The sequence below is a fragment of the Rheinheimera pacifica genome, assembly GCF_900108485.1.
GTDB lineage: Bacteria > Pseudomonadota > Gammaproteobacteria > Enterobacterales > Alteromonadaceae > Alishewanella > Alishewanella pacifica.
In genome coordinates this window covers 162,465-180,166 of sequence record NZ_FNXF01000003.1, presented here as the reverse complement: position 1 = coordinate 180,166, position 17,702 = coordinate 162,465, and the positions used below count along the sequence as shown (strand labels likewise).

17 protein-coding genes are annotated in these 17,702 nt (G+C 47.7%); 11 read left to right on the top strand and 6 right to left on the bottom strand.

Translation table 11 applies throughout. The features are described 5' to 3' along the window. Positions 1-96 precede the first annotated feature (96 nt). The 8 genes from BLW68_RS05305 to BLW68_RS21065 all read left to right on the top strand — a co-directional run bounded on the left by BLW68_RS05305 (position 97) and on the right by BLW68_RS21065 (position 9,177). Positions 97-1,923 (top strand): tape measure protein, encoded by a 1,827-nt coding sequence (locus BLW68_RS05305; RefSeq protein ID WP_092791025.1) that lies wholly within the window; start codon positions 97-99, stop codon positions 1,921-1,923. 23 nt (positions 1,924-1,946) lie between these two features. After that, entirely contained in the window at positions 1,947-3,263 is a 1,317-nt protein-coding gene (locus tag BLW68_RS05300) for a DNA circularization protein (RefSeq protein ID WP_092791023.1), read from the top strand. Beyond that, positions 3,263-4,339 (top strand): phage baseplate assembly protein, encoded by a 1,077-nt coding sequence (locus BLW68_RS05295; protein WP_092791021.1) that lies wholly within the window; start codon positions 3,263-3,265, stop codon positions 4,337-4,339. Before BLW68_RS05300 ends, BLW68_RS05295 begins: the two co-directional genes overlap by 1 nt. Further along, a complete protein-coding gene (locus BLW68_RS05290) occupies positions 4,333-4,980 on the top strand; it encodes a phage baseplate assembly protein V (RefSeq protein WP_092791019.1) in 648 nt (215 codons plus the stop codon). Before BLW68_RS05295 ends, BLW68_RS05290 begins: the two co-directional genes overlap by 7 nt. A gap of 7 nt (positions 4,981-4,987) precedes the next feature. After that, positions 4,988-5,434, top strand: a complete 447-nt coding sequence (locus BLW68_RS05285; RefSeq protein ID WP_092791017.1) for a phage GP46 family protein — start codon at positions 4,988-4,990, stop codon at positions 5,432-5,434. Further along, positions 5,424-6,491, top strand: coding sequence for a baseplate J/gp47 family protein (locus BLW68_RS05280; protein ID WP_092791015.1), 1,068 nt, complete (start codon positions 5,424-5,426; stop codon positions 6,489-6,491). Before BLW68_RS05285 ends, BLW68_RS05280 begins: the two co-directional genes overlap by 11 nt. Next, positions 6,476-7,060 carry a YmfQ family protein gene (locus BLW68_RS05275; RefSeq protein WP_092791013.1) on the top strand — a complete coding sequence of 195 codons (585 nt, stop codon included), beginning with the start codon at positions 6,476-6,478 and terminating at the stop codon, positions 7,058-7,060. Before BLW68_RS05280 ends, BLW68_RS05275 begins: the two co-directional genes overlap by 16 nt. Positions 7,061-7,122: 62 nt before the next feature. Next, on the top strand, positions 7,123-9,177 hold the full coding sequence (locus tag BLW68_RS21065) for a hypothetical protein (protein ID WP_177172160.1): 2,055 nt from the start codon (positions 7,123-7,125) through the stop codon (positions 9,175-9,177). A gap of 76 nt (positions 9,178-9,253) precedes the next feature. Here BLW68_RS21065 and BLW68_RS05265 read toward each other — a convergent pair whose 3' ends face one another. Further along, positions 9,254-10,402 carry a hypothetical protein gene (locus tag BLW68_RS05265; protein ID WP_092791011.1) on the bottom strand — a complete coding sequence of 383 codons (1,149 nt, stop codon included), beginning with the start codon at positions 10,400-10,402 and terminating at the stop codon, positions 9,254-9,256. Positions 10,403-10,697: 295 nt separating this feature from the next. Between BLW68_RS05265 and BLW68_RS05260 the strand changes: the two genes are divergently transcribed. Beyond that, the gene (locus BLW68_RS05260) at positions 10,698-11,285 is read left to right on the top strand and encodes a TMEM175 family protein (RefSeq protein ID WP_092791009.1); all 588 of its coding nucleotides are present in this window, start codon (positions 10,698-10,700) and stop codon (positions 11,283-11,285) included. Positions 11,286-11,298: 13 nt separating this feature from the next. On the opposite strand, the gene BLW68_RS05255 is transcribed toward BLW68_RS05260, so the two are convergent. Together BLW68_RS05255 and BLW68_RS05250 are read right to left on the bottom strand one after the other, a co-directional pair. Further along, on the bottom strand, positions 11,299-11,919 hold the full coding sequence (locus BLW68_RS05255) for a response regulator transcription factor (RefSeq protein WP_092791007.1): 621 nt from the start codon (positions 11,917-11,919) through the stop codon (positions 11,299-11,301). A gap of 28 nt (positions 11,920-11,947) precedes the next feature. After that, positions 11,948-13,642 (bottom strand): GAF domain-containing sensor histidine kinase, encoded by a 1,695-nt coding sequence (locus tag BLW68_RS05250; protein WP_092791005.1) that lies wholly within the window; start codon positions 13,640-13,642, stop codon positions 11,948-11,950. A 396-nt stretch (positions 13,643-14,038) separates the two neighbouring features. Between BLW68_RS05250 and BLW68_RS05245 the strand changes: the two genes are divergently transcribed. After that, positions 14,039-14,944, top strand: coding sequence for a helix-turn-helix domain-containing protein (locus tag BLW68_RS05245; protein ID WP_092791003.1), 906 nt, complete (start codon positions 14,039-14,041; stop codon positions 14,942-14,944). Continuing rightward, positions 14,919-15,866, top strand: coding sequence for a helix-turn-helix domain-containing protein (locus BLW68_RS05240; RefSeq protein ID WP_245728272.1), 948 nt, complete (start codon positions 14,919-14,921; stop codon positions 15,864-15,866). Before BLW68_RS05245 ends, BLW68_RS05240 begins: the two co-directional genes overlap by 26 nt. Before the next feature lie 14 nt (positions 15,867-15,880). Here the strand turns inward: BLW68_RS05240 and BLW68_RS05235 are convergent, their stop codons facing one another. The 3 genes from BLW68_RS05235 to BLW68_RS05225 all read right to left on the bottom strand — a co-directional run bounded on the left by BLW68_RS05235 (position 15,881) and on the right by BLW68_RS05225 (position 17,500). Next, a complete protein-coding gene (locus BLW68_RS05235) occupies positions 15,881-16,273 on the bottom strand; it encodes a response regulator transcription factor (RefSeq protein WP_092790999.1) in 393 nt (130 codons plus the stop codon). 104 nt (positions 16,274-16,377) lie between these two features. Further along, the gene (locus BLW68_RS05230) at positions 16,378-16,662 is read right to left on the bottom strand and encodes a DUF1427 family protein (protein ID WP_092790997.1); all 285 of its coding nucleotides are present in this window, start codon (positions 16,660-16,662) and stop codon (positions 16,378-16,380) included. Between the two features lie 148 nt (positions 16,663-16,810). Further along, on the bottom strand, positions 16,811-17,500 hold the full coding sequence (locus BLW68_RS05225) for a hydrolase (protein ID WP_092790995.1): 690 nt from the start codon (positions 17,498-17,500) through the stop codon (positions 16,811-16,813). Positions 17,501-17,702: the final 202 nt, after the last annotated feature.

Sequence of the window (17,702 nt, the reverse complement as noted above, 5' to 3'; positions counted from 1 at the left end):
AGTTAGCTATCGGGTCCCGCATTCCGTTCAGCGCATCCAGTGCCATGCCACTGCGCCGCCTTGTCCGCACCTACAGAAAGTTAAGAGAGTTAATCCATGGCCCAGCAACTTAAAACCGACATTATCTTAAACCTTGCTGGCAACCTTGCCGCTAAAGCCCGCCAGTATGGCGCCTCTATGAGTGACTTTGCCAAGAAAAACGAAACGGCAATGACCATGGTTAGACGCTCCGCAGCAGCAGCCGGGCGCGGTATTGACACCTTAGGCAATCGTTACGTGGGGGTTGCTGCGGCTTTTGCCACAGGTGCCACTGTGCGCAATATCGGCAACTTCTCTGAACAAATGACCCGCCTGGGCACGAATGCAAAGCTGACTGACGAACAGGTTGCCATGCTAAAAGGCAATATTCTTGAGCTGGCCAACCAACCAGACATCCGCGTTGATACCACTCAATTCACTGCTGCAATAGATGAGCTGATGGGTAAGACCGGAGACTTTGAGTTTGTGAATGACAACCTGGAGAACATGGGTTTATTCATGCAGGCGTTTGGGGCCGATGCTAAATCCAGCGGGGCTTTGTTTGCTCAGTTCCGTGAAAAAGGTATCAGAGACGCGAAGGAGGTAATGAACACCATTGATGATTTATACAGCCAGTTTGCTATAGGCAGTGTAAACGTCAAAGATTTAGCGTCTATTTCAGAACAGCTGTTTGCTACCTACCAGGGCAAAGGCCCTGCGGCCATCACCCAAATGTCGTCGTTAGTGCAGCTGTTTGCCAAAGCCAAGGGCAATGCTAATGAATCGCTGACCTCTATTCAGGGGGTGTTTGCTGCATTTAATGACAAAACAAAAGTGGAGTTTTTGGACAAGCAAGGCATCGCAGTATTTAAAGCCGGCACTAAAGAGATGCGCGAGCCGGTTGAGTTGCTATTAGAGATTTTAGATAAAGCTAAAAATGATCCGATGAAATTAGGTGATGTGTTCGACCAGTCATCATTGCAGGGTCTGGCGGCTTTATATTCGCAAGAGAACAAAGACCTGTTACTTCAGATGAATAAATCGACAGGTGAATACGGTGAAACCCAAAAAGCTGCAGCGAAGAATGCAGCGGAATTTAATAATGCCGTGCAGTCTTTATATACCTCATTTAATAAATTTGCCGAAAGCCGGTTGTCGCAACCTATCAGAGATATCGCTGATGCTATCAACAGCGTGGATGATGAAACCATAGATAACTGGCTGAAATGGGGCGAAGCCGCTCTGTGGGTAGTAGGTGGTTTAGTGGCAGCCAAAAAGGCTGTCGATGTTTATTCGTGGGGGAAGAATGCGTTTGGCGGTAAAGGTAAGCAAGGCGGAGGTGGCCAGGGCGGCTTTGCTGATATGGGCGTGATGCCTGTTTATGTCGTTAACATGGGCGCTGGCGGTATGGGTGGCGCAGCTGGTATCGACATTACTGATGCCATGGATGGTAATAAGAAACCCAACAAAAGCAAATGGGGTAAAGTAGGATCCACAGCGGTAGCTTTGGGAACCGTAGGTTATGCAGCAAGCGTGATTTATGAAAACCCTGACGATTATTTACCATTCAATGTTAGTCGTAAATCCGAAAGAGATCCCTCAATGGCCAACTTTGAAGCCCCCGGCTTGTTAGATGTCGTTGACGAGTTTCGGAGTTTTCGTAAGTGGGCTAAAGCCACCACGTTATCTGACGTGTTACCCAGTGTGTTTGGTGATGAAAAAATTAAAGATGTGTCTGTCAGGGAGCACCGATCTGAAAACATAAGCACCGATGTATCGCCCATGTTAAATGGCCTGACCGGAATGCTTAACCTGAAGCTGGATTTGTCAGACAGCAGACCAAAACTCACCGCGACCAAAACTCCGCCTGGCATCCTTATCGACCCTGACACAGGTGCTAATTAACGTGACTATTAAAGGGCTTGCAAATGGCATTTGAAGACCGTTTAACCGCCTCGTTCAGGGGCGTTGAATTTTTACTTGAAGAGGCCGATGGCGAAAGTGGCCGCCGGGCCATCCCCCATGCTTACCCCAAAAAGGAAGTAGGCTACACCGAAGACAACGGCAAGGTGCTTACCCAGGAGCGCATTAGTGGCCGTGTGGTGGGTGAAGATTACCTTGCTCAGTTAAAGGCCATTCTTGAAGCGCTAAACAAACCCGGCCCAGGTGAATTAATTCATCCGTGGTTTGGTATTCGCAAAGTACAGGTTGGCAAGGTCAGCCATAAGTTAATTAACCGCGTTGATGGCACGGCGACAATTAATTTTGAAGTGTATGAAGTGGGTGAAAACCTGTTTCCTAACTCCAAATCAGACACCGCCACCCAAGTTAAAAGCGAAGCCGAAAAGACAAAAGATGCAGTCAATACAGCCTTTGCTGATGAGTTTGATATCAGCACCCTGGATGGCATGGGCGATATGGTAGACGCCTTCTTAGATGATTTGGACGAGCTAACACGCGGCTTACCCTCGTTACCTGATGACCTGCGCCAGTGGACTGACCGGCTCATGCGCACTAAAGATTCAGTTGGCAAGCTATTGGCCTACCCTGGTGAATTGGCCCGTGAAGCCATGGGGCTGCTGGAAGACATTAAAGGCGTGGTTAAAGACCCCATACGTGCACTGGATGTTTATCAGAACGTGCAAAACCGCTGGAGTGGTATGCGTGCCGAGCTGGGGGCAACAGGTGGTTTGTCGCGCAACATATCAAGCGCTGGTGGTATGGCAGGTTCGGTGCCTAAGCTGGCCAACCCGTCAAAAAACGCCGCTATCCAGGCGAATGCGCAAGCATTTAAAACCCTGACGTTAAATAGCGCCATTGTGGCCAGCTGCTCTGCGTTAGGCGAAGCCGAGATTGTAAAAAAACTGGATGATGAACCCCAGCTGGTTGAGAGCCTGTCAGGCGCAGAGCGCAACGCGATATTAACGGGGCAGCAATTGAAAAGCCTGGGCTACGGTATTGCGGATCAGTTAGCACTTTATGCAGCAGCTGCAGTTGAGTCGAACCGGTCTGCAGTATGGAGACAGATGCGGGCCTTAAGGCAAGCCGTATTGGCTGACACTCGGGCGCGGGCAGAACTGTTACCCCAGGTAAGTATTTATAAGCCCAAAGAGAGTGTGCCGGTTGCTTTGGTGGCATGGCAGCAAACGGGTAATACAGAGCGGCGCGACAGCATAGTGCTGCGCAACGGCTTTAAGAACCCGGCCTTTGTTTTACCAACAGATACGGTTGAGGTGATCGGCTAATGGAAGAAATTGTATTAAAAGCTGGCGGTCAAATTTACCAGGGCTGGACCAAGGTTGGAGTAACCCGATCACTTGATGCGATGTCGGGTAGCTTTGACCTTGAGCTGACATGGAAGTGGCAAGGCAGTGAGCAGCAGTATAAGAAGTTTGTGGAGCCTATCCGGCAAGGCCAGGCGTGCACTGTAGATATTGGCGGTGAACGTGTTATCACTGGTTATGTGGATGATTGGGTGCCAAGTTACGACGAAACGACAGTGACGATTAGCGTCAGTGGCCGCGACAAAACAGCCGACCTGGTGGATTGCTCTATCGACTACCCCAGTGGCCAGTTCAACAATCAGACACTGACGCAGATTGCTGATGTGGTGTGTAAGCCCTTTGGTATTAAGGTGATCGTAAATGCTGACGTGGGCGAGCCATTCCAGCGCATCCAAATCGAACAAGGTGAAACCCCGCACGAACTATTATCTCGCCTGGCTAAACAGCGTGGCGTGCTGTTAACCAGCGATACCTTTGGCAATTTGGTGATCACCCGAGCCAGCAAAGAAAAGGCCGGTGCTTCGTTGATATTGGGCGAGAACATCAAAGCAGCGCGTGGCCGCTTCAGTTGGCGCCAACGCTTTAGCAATTTCACAGTTAAAGCTGCAGGTGCTGCCCACGGCAACTGGGACACTGCACCAATATCTGCTGTTGGAGGCATTAAAGCCGATGTGAAAGACAGTGAGATTAGCCGTTATCGTCCGATGATTATTGTCAACGAAGAGATCACTACCGCAGAGGGTGCCGCCAGGCGCGGCCAGTGGGAACGCCAGCGCAGCATAGGTAAATCCAACACTGCTGAATATACGGTGACAGGCTGGCGCATACCGCAGACGGGCAAGCTTTGGAATATCAATACCATTGTCCCGGTGATTGACGAAATCCTTGAGCTGGATGAAGAAATGCTGATTTTATCTATTATGTTCACCGAGGATGATGCCGGACGTTTAGCGGTAATTAGTGTGGTGCGCCCTGACGCAATGGACATACCGGCGCAAATAGTAAAAGACACTAAACTAGGTGGTGGCCAATGGTAAGTGAGCGCTACATTGACCGCCTGCTGGCACCCATTAAGCGCCGCATTACAGGCATGTTAACCCGGGCAGTTGTCAGCGGCATTGTTGAAGACCTGCAGCGCCAGAACCTGCAGGTGAAGATGCATGCTGATGAGTCAGCAGACAACATTGAGCGCTTTCAGAACTATGGCATTAGTTCGTTCCCGCCAGAAGGGTCTGAAGCCATTGTTGCGGCCCTGGGCGGCTCATTGTCTGGTTTGGTGGCCATAGCAGTAGAAGATAAAAAATGCAGGCCCCAGGGTGAAATTGGTGATGTTTTTCTATACCATCTTGAAGGTCATAAAATCCGCTTAACAAAAGACGGTAAGATCATCCTTACTGCGACAGACGTCATTTTTGAAATCACTAATACTTTCAGCATTGCAGCAACTGACGTTATTTTCGATGTCAGCAACTCATTCACTATTATCTCGCCAGAGACATTAATCCAAGGCCCTCTGCACGTCACTGGTGACATATCAACAGACCTCAGTATTGAAGCCGCCGGAACCATTACCTCAGCCGATGTTGTAACGGGTTCTGATTTAAGTGCTAACGGCATTTCATACTTAGGGCATGTTCACAAAGACGCAGAAGACAGGCCGACTACAACACCAGAGTAGGTTCGATATGAGCGCCATCGTGTTTGACATGATGAACAATGCAGGTTTGATTATCGAGGGTGCTGATATCGGCGAGATATCCACCCTCGCTTTGATCTCGTTGTTTACCGATGCCCGCGCTGATGAATCTGACACCGTGCCAGATGGCTCTACTGACTTACGAGGTTGGCCTGGTGACTCGTTTTATTCAGAGCCATGGGGCTCTAAATTGTGGTTGCTCTACCGCGAAAAAATGACCACGGATTTACGCAATAAAGCTGTTAAGTATGCAGAAGATGCACTGGCCTGGATGCTGCGTGATAACGGTGAAGGTGTTGTTGCTAAAAGCGTGCAAGTAACAGGCTCTATCCCAAAGTTTCAAACTCTGGCGCTGAATGTTGTGATCACTAAACCTGATGATGAAGTGATTTCTTTTACTGTATCAAGACGATGGGAGACGCAAAGTGCCGTTTAATGTACCCACGCTAAGAGCGCTGGTTGAAGGCGGGTTAATCGACATTGAAGCCTCGCTGGATACTATTTTACCAAAGTTTGGTATTGAGCAGGCCCTGAACGCGGCGGTAAGTGGCAGCCTGCGCGACTTGTATGATTATCAAAGCTGGATTGTACGCCAGGTTATCCCATCGTCTGAATCTGAAGACCAAACCATTATTGATACCGCCCGCTATGAAGGCGTGATCCAGAAGCTGGCCAGTTCAGCCATAGGTCCGGTTACTTTTACTGGTAGTTCAGCAATTCCGGTGGACACGGTAATGACGCATGCTGATGGCCGCCTATATCGTGTGACGCTCTCTAATGCGCCGTCTGGCGGTAATGTAGTCGTACAGGTTGAGGCTGAAGTTCCGGGCGCAGCGGGTAACCTGTTAGCTGGTGAAAGCTTAACCTTAGTTTCTACTGTGCCAGGTATTCAACCCAATGGCCAAAGCGGCGGCATTGCTGGCGGTGCTGACTTAGAACCTGTGGCGCAAGTGCTTGAGCGCTTATTGTTTCGCAAACGCAACCCGCCAATGGGCGGCGCTGTGCATGACTATGTTGGCTGGTGTCGCGAAGTGCCGGGCGTTGCTCGTGCCTGGGCAGTCGATAATTATCAAGGGCCAGCTACTGTTGGTTATGCGTTTGTGTTTGATTCACGCCCAGATATTTTACCTACTTACGTGGACCAGGTAGCGATGGCTGACTATATCTATCGCCACAAGGATCCAGCCACTGGCGCAGATGTGGGACGGCCAGGCGGTATTGAGGCTGTTTATATTCCGCTGACGCTAAAAACCACTGCCTTAAGCATCACCTTATTTCCCGACAGTCCTGAGCTACGGCAAAGCGTGCAATCCAGTATTAAAGGCTATTTCAATACGCTTGGCCCAGGCTCTACCTTGCTATTAAGTGCCGTACGCACAGCTATTGGCTCAACTCTGGGCGTTAGTGACTATTTGCTTAATTTGAGCGCTGATGTAGCAGCAGCAGACACAGAGTTACATGCATTAGGAGTCATTACGTGGCTCATTCCGTAGCGCAGTGGACTAACGCTATATTGGCTCAAATGCCACGTGGGCTCTTGTGGCAACGAGCAACATCGTTAGACCTTTATAAATATGCCCAAGGCTATGCGCAAAGATTAGAAAACGCTGAGGCCAGTGCTGACAGCCTACTGTTTGAAATGCGTCCTGAATCTACCCTGCAGTTGCTGGATGAATGGGAAGAGTATTTAGGTTTACCAGAGTGCACTCCAGAAACCGTGTCCAGCATTGAGTATCGACGTTATGCAGTGGTTGAAAAGTATCATCGCAAAGGTGGTCTGCAGGCGTGGAATATCCAGAAGTTTGCTACTGATTTGGGCTTTACCGTGGAAGTGGTTGAAACATTCCCGCACCACTGTTTGCGCTCATGTACTTATCCGCTTTGGGAGCAGAAGTACCGGTACATATTAAGGGTAACAGTTTACGGCATTCCAGGGGCTTACATGACATGTTTAGACAATGTGTTAACCCCATTGCTAACGTCTGATGCCAGAGTTCTGGAGTGTACTCTTCAGCGTTACAAGTTGGGTGGTTTGTATTACGAGTTTTACTACGCCGTTTAGGCATTTCTTAATAACAAAGCCGTTTTAAACGGCGTTCAAAATAGTTTCGATTAGGAGTTTATATGCATCCGTTACGCAATGGTTCGCAAGCAACAGCTCGTCCCGCCGCAAAGCCATTAAGCGGTACGCCAGGCTGGTTCACTGAATCAGGCGAGAACAATGCCCCGAGTTATCCTGGAGCGGATTGGTTTAACCATGCAATTGCTGAATTTCTGAATATGTTGGCAAGTGCTGGTATTGAATTCGATGCGACAAAGGATGATCACTGGGCTCGTGCTTTAGGTTTTTTTGACGAAAAGATCGAAAGTCATATTGAATCACCCACTGCCCATAAATTGGGCGCCATTACCAGAGAAATTAGAAGCGGAATGGAATCAAACCCAGTTAGTGCTGAGCAAAGCATGGACTGGCATGGTGTGTTTGTTGAAGAATTTCGAAAGCCAGACGATCTTTATGACTCAGATGTGATAAATCGGGCGTTAGATTACATCCGCAACCTGCCGTTCACCGGCACAAAGCTGATATTTCAGCCGCGGCGCAGTTACCGGTTTGCTCACACCTGTTGGTTAACCAATATCCACGACTGCCACATTGATTTAAACGGCGCGACTATGCGCCGGGTAAACGGTGTAGATACGTCTTCAACGCTGACAACCGCGCTTACAGTTGCAGGAGGCACCACGTTTACTTTAGCAGCGGTGCCGGCCAACTGGCGCGTTGGTGATGCAGTAACGGCATTTACAGACGACACAGATTTACACACCAGCCAGGACCCGCGCTTAATAACAGATATAAATGGCAACAATGTCACTATTGCCGGCCCGTTTTCGTTTAAAGCTGATAGCGCTGGGCCAGGTGTAGCAATAACCACTTTGCCGGTAGGTACCCGCATAGCAAAAGCATACCAGGCGTTTAGCTCAGAGCCATTGCTTGCTGCAGTAAACCGCCGTGTGTTCATTACCAACGGCAAATTTGATGGCAATAAATTTAACCAGTTTAATGCTTCATGGCGTTTTATCCCTGAACTGTACTTGCAGGGTAACGGCGGGCTGATACAAGACTGCCATTTCTACAATATGGTGTCAGAAACAATAGTGGGGCATGGATTCGACGTAGTGCATAACGTGTTTGAGGATATCGGCGGATCTTGTTATCACCTTTCGGTGCATGACGATGCAATTGCGCAAAGCGGCTTTGGCTTCTTTACGCGCAATACATGTAAGCGCACAAACTTAGCCACAAATGCCAAGGTGGGCCACGCCGAAGGTTTAATCACATTCAGCTGGGGCGCAGGAAACTTGATTGTTTCAGACAACAACTGTGAAGACGGATCAGAGGGGTTTTTAGGTGCGTTTAGCAGCTCAGTGGGGGCAATGGCAGACAGACTGCTAATAGCCAGCGGGAACATAGTTAAACGGTTCCCGTTCATAATAGCAGGCGTAACACCTGACGTTGATGGGGTTAATATAACAGGCAACGTTTTTGACGATTGCGGCGCGAATGATAACCCTGAAAATTTAGGCCCGTACTGGTTAAATCGCCGGGCATCTTGTAATTTCAGTGGCAACGTATTGGCGGGTAATACAGTTGCAGAGCAATGGTCTAAATCAGACAAATTGCTAATTGGCAATGATAAATTTACTGGCTCAGCTCGTTTAAGCCCAACAGTACCGGCGCACATTAAGCAGGGGATAAGTGGTTACAACGTGGCTATTCCAGCCGACATAATGACCGTGCTGGAATCAGATTTAAATGCGTTTTTGGCATTCTTGACACCTGCAGGGAAGGTGTCTGGTTTGGCATTTCATACACCAGGGGGAAACTCGGCAGGTAGCGCGTTAATAGCATGGGGTTCAACAGAGAAAGTACTATCGCTAGGTTCAAACGAATCCGGCGGAAAAACTACCATAAGAGCAGGAGGATATAACAAAAAACTTACTGCGCAAGATGATGGCGTTCAAATAGAATCAATGACAGATGGCGGCAACCAATATTTCTATTTGGGTGATTCTGAAGTTAATGGTACGTGGCGTTTCAGATTGACAGGAGGAAACTTAGAGTTTCAAAAGCGGGTTGCCGGTACATATCAAACGAAAAGCACAATTAGCGGCGCATAGTCTTTACAATAATACTAGAGCAAAGCCTAGCATTCTGAGCAGTAGTGCAAATGCTCAAAATACTAGGCTTTGCTGCTTATTGTTTGCGGCGCGCTACATCCGTCCAATAATTTGCGGCAATGGAATCATTATGTGCCCCTTTAACCTCACTCTCGTAATGCTTTTTTAGGGTATCTTCGTTCAGGTAATGCAGAAACTGCTCTTGGCCGTAAATTTTGCTGTTTGCCAAATTAATGAGGGTGGTGTAGTCGTTAAACCCTTCACCAAACCATTGATGATCAAAACTCGCCTTACCCAACATCATTTTTAACCCTACCCAAGTATGGGCGGTTTCGTGTGCTGTTACATACTTTTCCCAAGTATCAAATGCTCTTCCCAGCTTCATTACAAAGCCGTTTCTGATCCCAAAGCCACCTGCTCCTATTTCTTTTTGATTATTTTGCAGTGCCGATACGGCTAAAAAATAGAATGGAAAATCGGTATCGTTCCAAAACCTGTGGATGCTCGGGAAATAGCTTTCGAAAAAAGGGCTGAGACTGCCCTGCAAGTCATTGCCATACCTATCTTCTTTCGTAGTCACACTGTAATAGGGAATCCCCATAACATTGTATTCCCTAACATCTATATTGTCCCCCATAACAAAGTACACCATTTCGGAAACTTGGTTGTAATCGGCTGAAAGCTTTTCCAATGGATCCCTTTGAGATGGAACAATGGAATTGAAATAGTTGAAGTTTTCGGGATGATCACGCCATATGAAGGATACCAATGGGTTACTTTCATCGGTTATTTCCAAAGTAAATTGCTTATTTACCAACGTTAATAATCCTTTAGTGATAACTGGCCTGAACAGTTCCGTTTGAGATATTACCGTTGGCTGATTCTTGTTAAACGAGCCGTCTATTTCATAGCGGATCTGGTGTTTTTTAGCCCCGTTGTGATGTACGGTGATCTGTCTGGTCGCATGGTCAATCTTGACTACTTCGGGCTGAGTAACACGAATATTTTTGATGACGTTAAATATATCATTCTGTCCGCCAAAACTAGGGTCTCCGAATACAAATACAGTACTGTCCTTTTGGGATGCAGAATATGTCAGTTCGACCTTCAGTGTTGAGTTGTCTCCGTTCCAGCTGAGCACATAATCCATATAGGGTTTTTGTTGCGCATAAGCATGGACACCAAGAGTGGACAGAAGAAAGAATATTAAATAAATTGTTTTCATCTTGATAAGCCTTATGAACTAATTTTTATAAAGTCGTCTGTACTAAATTGCTGTTCCTAAAGGTAGATCCCCCATGGAAGGGAACGCAGTGTAATTTCTGCGAGCAGAGCAATCGCCAAAAAGAATGCATCGATAACCATACTGAGTATAAGCAGAATAACATCAATCAAATCTGGAAATATTATGCCTATGTATAGGTCCATTCGATGCTCTGTTGAAGTAAAGTGATAGCCGTAGCAATTAGGTTTTTCATGCATAAATTCGAGATTTATCATGGCAGATATAGGTGGGGTTTATGGGTAAAAACAGACTGGAAGCCCTGTTTGACGGCGTGCTTGCTATTGTTATCACTATTATGGTGTTGGAAATGCGCAGCCCGGCCGGACACAGCATTGAGGCATTGTGGCCTATGGCGCCGGTGATATTCAGTTATGTGATGAGTTTTATCTACCTGGGTATTTACTGGAACAACCATCATCACATGTTGTACGTCTGTGACAAAGTGACGGGCTCTATTCTTTGGGCCAATCTGCACCTGTTATTCTGGTTGTCTTTAATCCCATTCACTACCGCATGGATGGGGGAAAGCCGCTTCTCAGCTCAGCCGGTAGCGTTGTATGGCTTTGTCTTGCTAATGGCTTCTTTAGCTTATTGGATACTGGAATACAGAATTATTGTATCGCAGGGCGAGCAATCGAGGTTGAAATACGCGGTAGGAAAGGATTGGAAAGGTCGCTTATCTATGCTGTGTTATTTGTCAGGTATACTGTTCTCATTTGTTTCTCAGTGGTTGGCTTTAGCGCTTTACATCGGCATTGCCATACTCTGGTTGATCCCAGACCAGCGCATAGAGCGCAGTCTGAGACATGATACTAACGGCTAAATACTCCGAAACCTCAGCGACTTCTGGCCTGAGTTATATGCAAACGTTCAGTAATCCGAACCAGATCGGTAATTGATTTGGTTTGCATTTTTTCCATTATCTGCCTTTTATGCACTTTTATGGTAATTTCACTCACTTCCAGTTCTGCCGCAATTTGTTTGATCAACAAACCGCCAATAATAAACTCTAGCACCTGTTGCTCACGTGGAGTCAGCAAGTTGTATCGGGCGGTTAGCTCGCATTGCGTAATACGCTGTTGCAGATTAGCTTGATCGGATTCTAACGCGTCAGCCACCGCAGACAACAACGTTTCAGGACAAACAGGTTTGGTGAGAAACTCCCTTGCGCCTGACTTCATCGCCTGCACACTCATCGGGATAGAGCCAAAACCGGTGATAAAAATCACCGGCATTCTTACTTCAATACTGGCCAGCTTTTTAATAATATCCATACCTGTCGTATCTGGCATTTGCATATCCAGCAACAAGCACGCTGGCGTGTCGGGCATCGGGCTATTAAAAAAATCTTTACCTGATGCAAAAGCACGTACAGTATAACAGGCTGACTGCAGCAGCCTGACCAAGGCAACACGTATTGGCTCCTCATCTTCGACAACGATCACTAAGCCGCTCATTTGTTTTCTCCGGGTAAGCGCTATACCTTTAGTCTTTGACTAAAGGTATAGCGAATGAAAATATGCTACCTACAGGCTGACGTAGCACTGCAGATAGTTCGCCGCCATGCATCTCGACAATAGAATGGCAAATAGCCAGCCCCATGCCCATACCATCTTTTTTAGTAGTATAGAAGGCATCAAACAAATGATCTTTTATCTCATCGCTAATTCCTGGCCCGGTGTCTTCAACCTGGATAAAAATAACCTGATCTTCTTTTGTAAAAGTAGAGATAGTTAATACCCTTGGCCTGTTACTGATTTCGCTCATCGCTTCTATGGCATTCATCACCAGGTTTAACATAACCTGTTGTAATTGCACCATATCACCACGAATTTGTGACAACTTTGCATCCAGATGCAGTTCTAATGATACGTTGCGCCGTTCAATTTCGCGGCGGGCAATGGCCACAATACACTTCAGCACATCATGTATATCCAGCTTACTTAGCAGTGCTTTGGTATTTTTAGTCAAGGTTCGCAGGCTCTGTACAATTTGTCCTGCTCTTTGCCCTTCGGTTGCTATAGACTGCAAACTGGCACTGACTTGTTGCAAGTCGGGCTCGGCGCGGTGCAGCCAGCGCAAGCCCGCGCCGGCATTGGCAACAATAGACATTAAAGGCTGATTAATTTCATGAGCAATAGACGATGTTAATTGTCCTATGGTAGTGATCCTGCACACTCTGGCTAAATCGTCCTGTGCGACACGTAACGCATTCTCCGCAGCGCGCCTTGCCGTCACATCATTTACTGTGCCAACGTAATCAACGAGTTTGTCGGAGTCAAATACAGGACACCCTTGTCCTGTCAGGTATAAAACACTGCCATCGGCTTTAAGAACACGGTATTCCACATTGATGGCTGTTTCCTTTTGTACTGCGTAACGGATCCGGTCTAATACAGACTTTTTATCCTCAGGGTGAATACAGGCGGCAAAATCAGCAAATGAAATAGTGCGACGCTGGGGGTCTAAATCCAAGATGTTACAAAACTCTTCAGAGCACACTAAAGTGTTGTTATGTAGCTCCCAGCGCCAGCTACCCGTTCTGCTGATTTGCTCACCCAAAGCTAACGATGTATCGGCCAGTCGCAATGCGCGCTCCAGCTTTAGCCGCTGCTGGTTCACTTCATCAATAGCATTTTGTAAACGGGCAGCTTCTATCGTTGTTGCCGCATGAGCTGTCAGAAGCGTCAGTACATTGAGGTACTCATCACTGAACAGCTTGTCATGTTCCCATAGTTCAATGTAGAAAACTGCAATTAACTGATTTTGTTTGATTATTGGCAGGCAAATAGCAGTTGAGACGGAAAAACGCTGAAAGTAAGGGTCAAGATCATAAGGTGTGCTTTGCTGGCCAACGTTGGCATACAACAGTTTTTTTGTCTGGATAGCGCTACTAATAAATGACTTGGGTAGGTCATCCCAATTGGCTTCACAATGCACATGCTCAACCATGACACCGTTCGTGTTAGTTTGTGCCCTGGCTTCCAGTATCAGGCTATCGCCTTGTGATTTAATCAGGAATACCCGCTGTGCGCCGGCATGTTTAATAATAATGGTTAACAGCGCTTGTAATAACGTTGCATAATCTGCAGCTTCAGAGATGGCTTTGGATGCGTTGAGCAGAACAGATAAATGCTGGTTACTGGCATCATCAGAAATTTGCAGTTTTTTAGCCTTCATTAAGCACCAATGTATAGGCTGCTGCGCCAATACTGCGGGAGCTGCTAGTTACGATTGTGAGCGTCCTATTGGGATTATTCAAGTTTTCTTCCCTCCATCTTGGTTATTGCTCGGGTTTAAAAGGCTCGCACAGAGAAGTCGAGATAATAAAGCGAGAGCAACAGCTATCGCTGACTTTAATACTATAGCGGGAGGTGAAAAATGGTGCGTCGCAGTAATTGCTGTCACGTTGCAGATCTTGCGGAATAGTCGCCAATCTGCCTGAAAGGGCAGTGCGTTCTTGAAGGCATATTGGCTATACTAAAAATATTGATTTCTCAATTAGCGCTTAATTTGCGCATGGCTCGCCGAAACACCTTATTTGAGCGTGTGATGGCGTTTGCAGGAAGCACCGCAATGATCGAACCTGACAAACTTTCTTTCACCCAATGGTACTGCGAGGGCCAAAAAGCTTCCTATCTGCGAGCGAGGAAGGCTCCGGGGGGCATCCTCGATCTGATCGAGATTGCACGGCCAGCCGGGGATATGTCTCGTCCGGCGGTACCAGAGCTTGTTTTGTATCAGGACCAGATAGGTGGCGGCTGTGTCCGGGGCGACGCAGGTGGCGGAGCTTTTGATGTCAGGAGCGAGAAGGGGTCTCTCTACCTGGCAGCACCGAACTTTGCCAATACGGTCATCGCCAGCACCAATCATAAGCTACACAGCTTATCGTTCCCCGTGGCGCACTGGCAAAGCTTGCTCGACGAAGCGGCCGGCGGTGGGGTATCGTGGGAAAATTTACGACTCTACAGAGGCTCATTTAACTCGCCGGTTATCCAATCAACGCTACGGAGACTGTGGGTGTTGTCTGAAGAAGAGGGGGCGCCGTCACGTCTGTTAGCTCGGGCCGCAGGTTGCGAAATATTGGCCGAGCTGTGTCTGTTAAGTGGGGTACCATTCGATTCTGCAAATGGCGGCCTTGCTCCGAGGACAACACTGCGTTGTCAGGAATTGATGCGCGCGCGGTTGTCAGAAGACATCAGCCTGGACGAGCTAGCCGCGGAGGCGCAGCTGTCACCTTATCATTTCGCACGGATGTTCAAGCAAAGCGTTGGTGTACCCCCCCGTGTCTACTTCACGCAATTACGGATGGAGAAAGCCTGCGAGCTTCTTGCACTAACGGACCTTCCCATCACGGAGATAGCCTTTAAAATTGGCTACTCATCCAGCCAAGTACTTGCCAGGGTGTTCTTTAAATATCAGCACATGAGCCCGTCCGACTATCGTCGGGCGTTCCGTGCACCGTTTTGCTTTAGCACCTAATGTTGTTTTTTGTCCTGCTCTTATGAACGAACCTACCGATTTGTCATTCACCCAATGGCACCGCATGGGCGAACAGGCATCCTATGTGCGGACGAGCAAATCCCCTGGCGGGATCCTTGATTTGCTTGAAGTGGCGCGACCGGCTGGGGATATGTCTCGCCCTGCCGTAACAGATATTGTCTTATTTGAGGACTTACTTGGCGGTAGTCGTGTCAGGGGCGACCTTGGAGGGGGGCGCTTTGATGTGAGGAGCAAGAAAGGCGACCTTGCTCTTGCTGCGCCAAACTTCGCCGCTACTGTTATGAACGACGCTAACCATCAGCTTCGCAGCCTGGCGTTTCCTGTGATGCAATGGCAAAGCGTGCTCGACGAAGCAGCCGATGGCCGGTTCTCGTTAGAGAGTTTCTGTATCTACGGACGTGTGTTTGATTCACCGGCCATCCGAAGGGTGGTCGGGAACCTGTGGGCTATTTGTAAAGAGGAAGGCGCGCCGTCGCGCCTGCTGGCGCGTGCTGCTGGCTGCGAGATTTTTGCTGAGCTTTGTCGCCTGGGTGGAGCCCCGTTTGCGCCGACAAGGGGCGGCCTTGCTCCGAGGACAACCCTGCGTTGTCAGGAATTGATGCGCGCGCGGTTGTCAGAAGACATCAGCCTGGACGAGCTAGCCGCGGAGGCGCAGTTGTCACCTTATCATTTCGCACGGATGTTCAAGCAAAGCGTTGGTGTACCCCCCCGTGTCTACTTCACGCAATTACGGATGGAAAAAGCCTGCGAGCTTCTTGCTTTAACGAACCTTCCGATTACGGAAATCGCCTTTAAAGTTGGCTACTCGTCCAGCCAGGTACTTGCCAGGGTGTTCTTTAAATATCAGCACATGAGCCTGTCTGATTATCGTCGGGCGGTTCGGAGACTGTCTTGCCTCTAGCACCCCGTGCGCTGCTAAGGTAAAGCTATGGCGTTCAGTGTATCGTCTATGGTTCTGAGCAACAGTTCTACATCCACAGGTTTTGATAGAAATAGAACGGCTCCGGCACGGGCGATACGCAGTTGAGTATTCAGACCCGCATTACCTGAGATAAACGCAGTAGGAATATTCACTTCAGCAGCACGTAACCGTTCAAACAACTCAATACCACTAATACCCTTTAGCTTCACGTCAAGCACCATAAAACTGATCTCACGCAGAGCGTTGCTTTGCAATACGGCTTCGGCTGATTCAAACAACAGCGTCTTATAATTAACTGAACGTAATAAGTTCCCTAACGCAGCCCGGACTGAAAAATCATCATCAACAATTGCAATCTGAGCTCTTGTACCATCAAGTTTCTGCATATGACTCCTATTACTTCCTATACTCCTGAACGAGCATGGATCCTTGTGAGTCCGAAGCCTTGAGTTGATTGTTGTTATTCAGCGTCGGCCGAATTAATCAGGTATCAGACATTGTCTTTGGGACTGGTGTCTTTTTCTGTTTCGTTATTCGTGGTTAATGTACTTGGCGTTCCGGTTATTTTAGGGACACATTCTGTTTTTAACCATAGCATAGTCAAAGGCTGGCCTACGATCAATTTTTTAAATACTGGCACAACTTGTTCACCAATCAGCATGCCTAGCAGGCCCAGCAAGGCGATAACTGGCGGAGCGGGCGAACGCACTTGCAACAAGGAATAAATAATACCAACCAGCAAACCGACGCCGAGCGACAGTAGATATAATTTCATACAAGACTCCATTGAAATGAGTGCCTGAGAAACCCGCGTTATGCAGTTCTATCGAACACAAAACCCCAAATAGGACACTGTGCCTCATTAGTTGATAATCCCGCCTTTGCAGTGCACCAAAGGCGGGATTATCAGGCAAACAGTAAAATTATTTAGTGGCAGCTACAGGAGAAAGCGTTTCGTGAGTTCCGACTGCGCGTTGTGGCGCTTTATGCACCATAGTGTAGGCGTAATCCACTCCCATACCGTAAGCGCCAGAATGCTCTTTAACGAGGGTCATAACAGCATCATAGCTATCTTTATGGGCCCAATCACGTTGCCATTCTAATAACACTTGCTGCCAGGTCACAGGAACAACACCGGCCTGAACCATGCGCTGCATTGCGTAATCATGAGCATCTTTGCTTGTGCCGCCAGACGCGTCTGCAACCATATAAATTTCATAGTCACCTTCAAGCATGGCACACAATGCAAAAGTAGTATTACAAACCTCAGTCCATAAACCTGCGACAACAACTTTCTTTTTACCATTTTTGGCTAAAGCATCACGCACTTTTTGATCGTCCCAAGAGTTCATCGAGGTTCGCTCTAAAATTGGTTTACCCGGAAATACATCCAATAACTCAGGATAGGTGTAGCCAGAGAAACCTTGTGTTTCTACTGTGGTGATAGTAGTTGGGATATTGAAAACTTTTGCTGCTTTAGCCAAACCTACCGTGTTATTTTTCAGGACTTGTCGGTCTATAGACTGCACGCCGAAAGCCATTTGCGGCTGGTGATCGATAAAAATTAGCTGACAGTTTTGTGGGGTCAGTACTTCAAGTTTAGGATTTGCCACGATTAAATTCCTTATATTAGGTCGATTTCGATACGGTTAGATACCGGTAATGAACCTGATTGATAAGCCTATTGCTGCAAACACAACTTCGGAACGAAGACGTGATTGCACAGTAAAATGTTGTAAAGGCCTAACGCGTTTACATGCGTAATCGCTATAAGGCTGATACATCGTTAGTCTGAATAAATCGTCAGAGCTGCTC

Bases quoted from the DNA above. Each gene is read 5' to 3' on its own strand.
- BLW68_RS05305 (WP_092791025.1), top strand. From the start codon at position 97: ATGGCCCAGCAACTTAAAACCGACATTATCTTAAACCTTGCTGGCAAC.
- BLW68_RS05300 (WP_092791023.1), top strand. From the start codon at position 1,947: ATGGCATTTGAAGACCGTTTAACCGCCTCGTTCAGGGGCGTTGAATTT.
- BLW68_RS05295 (WP_092791021.1), top strand. From the start codon at position 3,263: ATGGAAGAAATTGTATTAAAAGCTGGCGGTCAAATTTACCAGGGCTGG.
- BLW68_RS05290 (WP_092791019.1), top strand. From the start codon at position 4,333: ATGGTAAGTGAGCGCTACATTGACCGCCTGCTGGCACCCATTAAGCGC.
- BLW68_RS05285 (WP_092791017.1), top strand. From the start codon at position 4,988: ATGAGCGCCATCGTGTTTGACATGATGAACAATGCAGGTTTGATTATC.
- BLW68_RS21065 (WP_177172160.1), top strand. From the start codon at position 7,123: ATGCATCCGTTACGCAATGGTTCGCAAGCAACAGCTCGTCCCGCCGCA.
- BLW68_RS05265 (WP_092791011.1), bottom strand. From the start codon at position 10,402: ATGAAAACAATTTATTTAATATTCTTTCTTCTGTCCACTCTTGGTGTC.
- BLW68_RS05260 (WP_092791009.1), top strand. From the start codon at position 10,698: ATGGGTAAAAACAGACTGGAAGCCCTGTTTGACGGCGTGCTTGCTATT.
- BLW68_RS05255 (WP_092791007.1), bottom strand. From the start codon at position 11,919: ATGAGCGGCTTAGTGATCGTTGTCGAAGATGAGGAGCCAATACGTGTT.
- BLW68_RS05250 (WP_092791005.1), bottom strand. From the start codon at position 13,642: ATGAAGGCTAAAAAACTGCAAATTTCTGATGATGCCAGTAACCAGCAT.
- BLW68_RS05245 (WP_092791003.1), top strand. From the start codon at position 14,039: ATGATCGAACCTGACAAACTTTCTTTCACCCAATGGTACTGCGAGGGC.
- BLW68_RS05235 (WP_092790999.1), bottom strand. From the start codon at position 16,273: ATGCAGAAACTTGATGGTACAAGAGCTCAGATTGCAATTGTTGATGAT.
- BLW68_RS05230 (WP_092790997.1), bottom strand. From the start codon at position 16,662: ATGAAATTATATCTACTGTCGCTCGGCGTCGGTTTGCTGGTTGGTATT.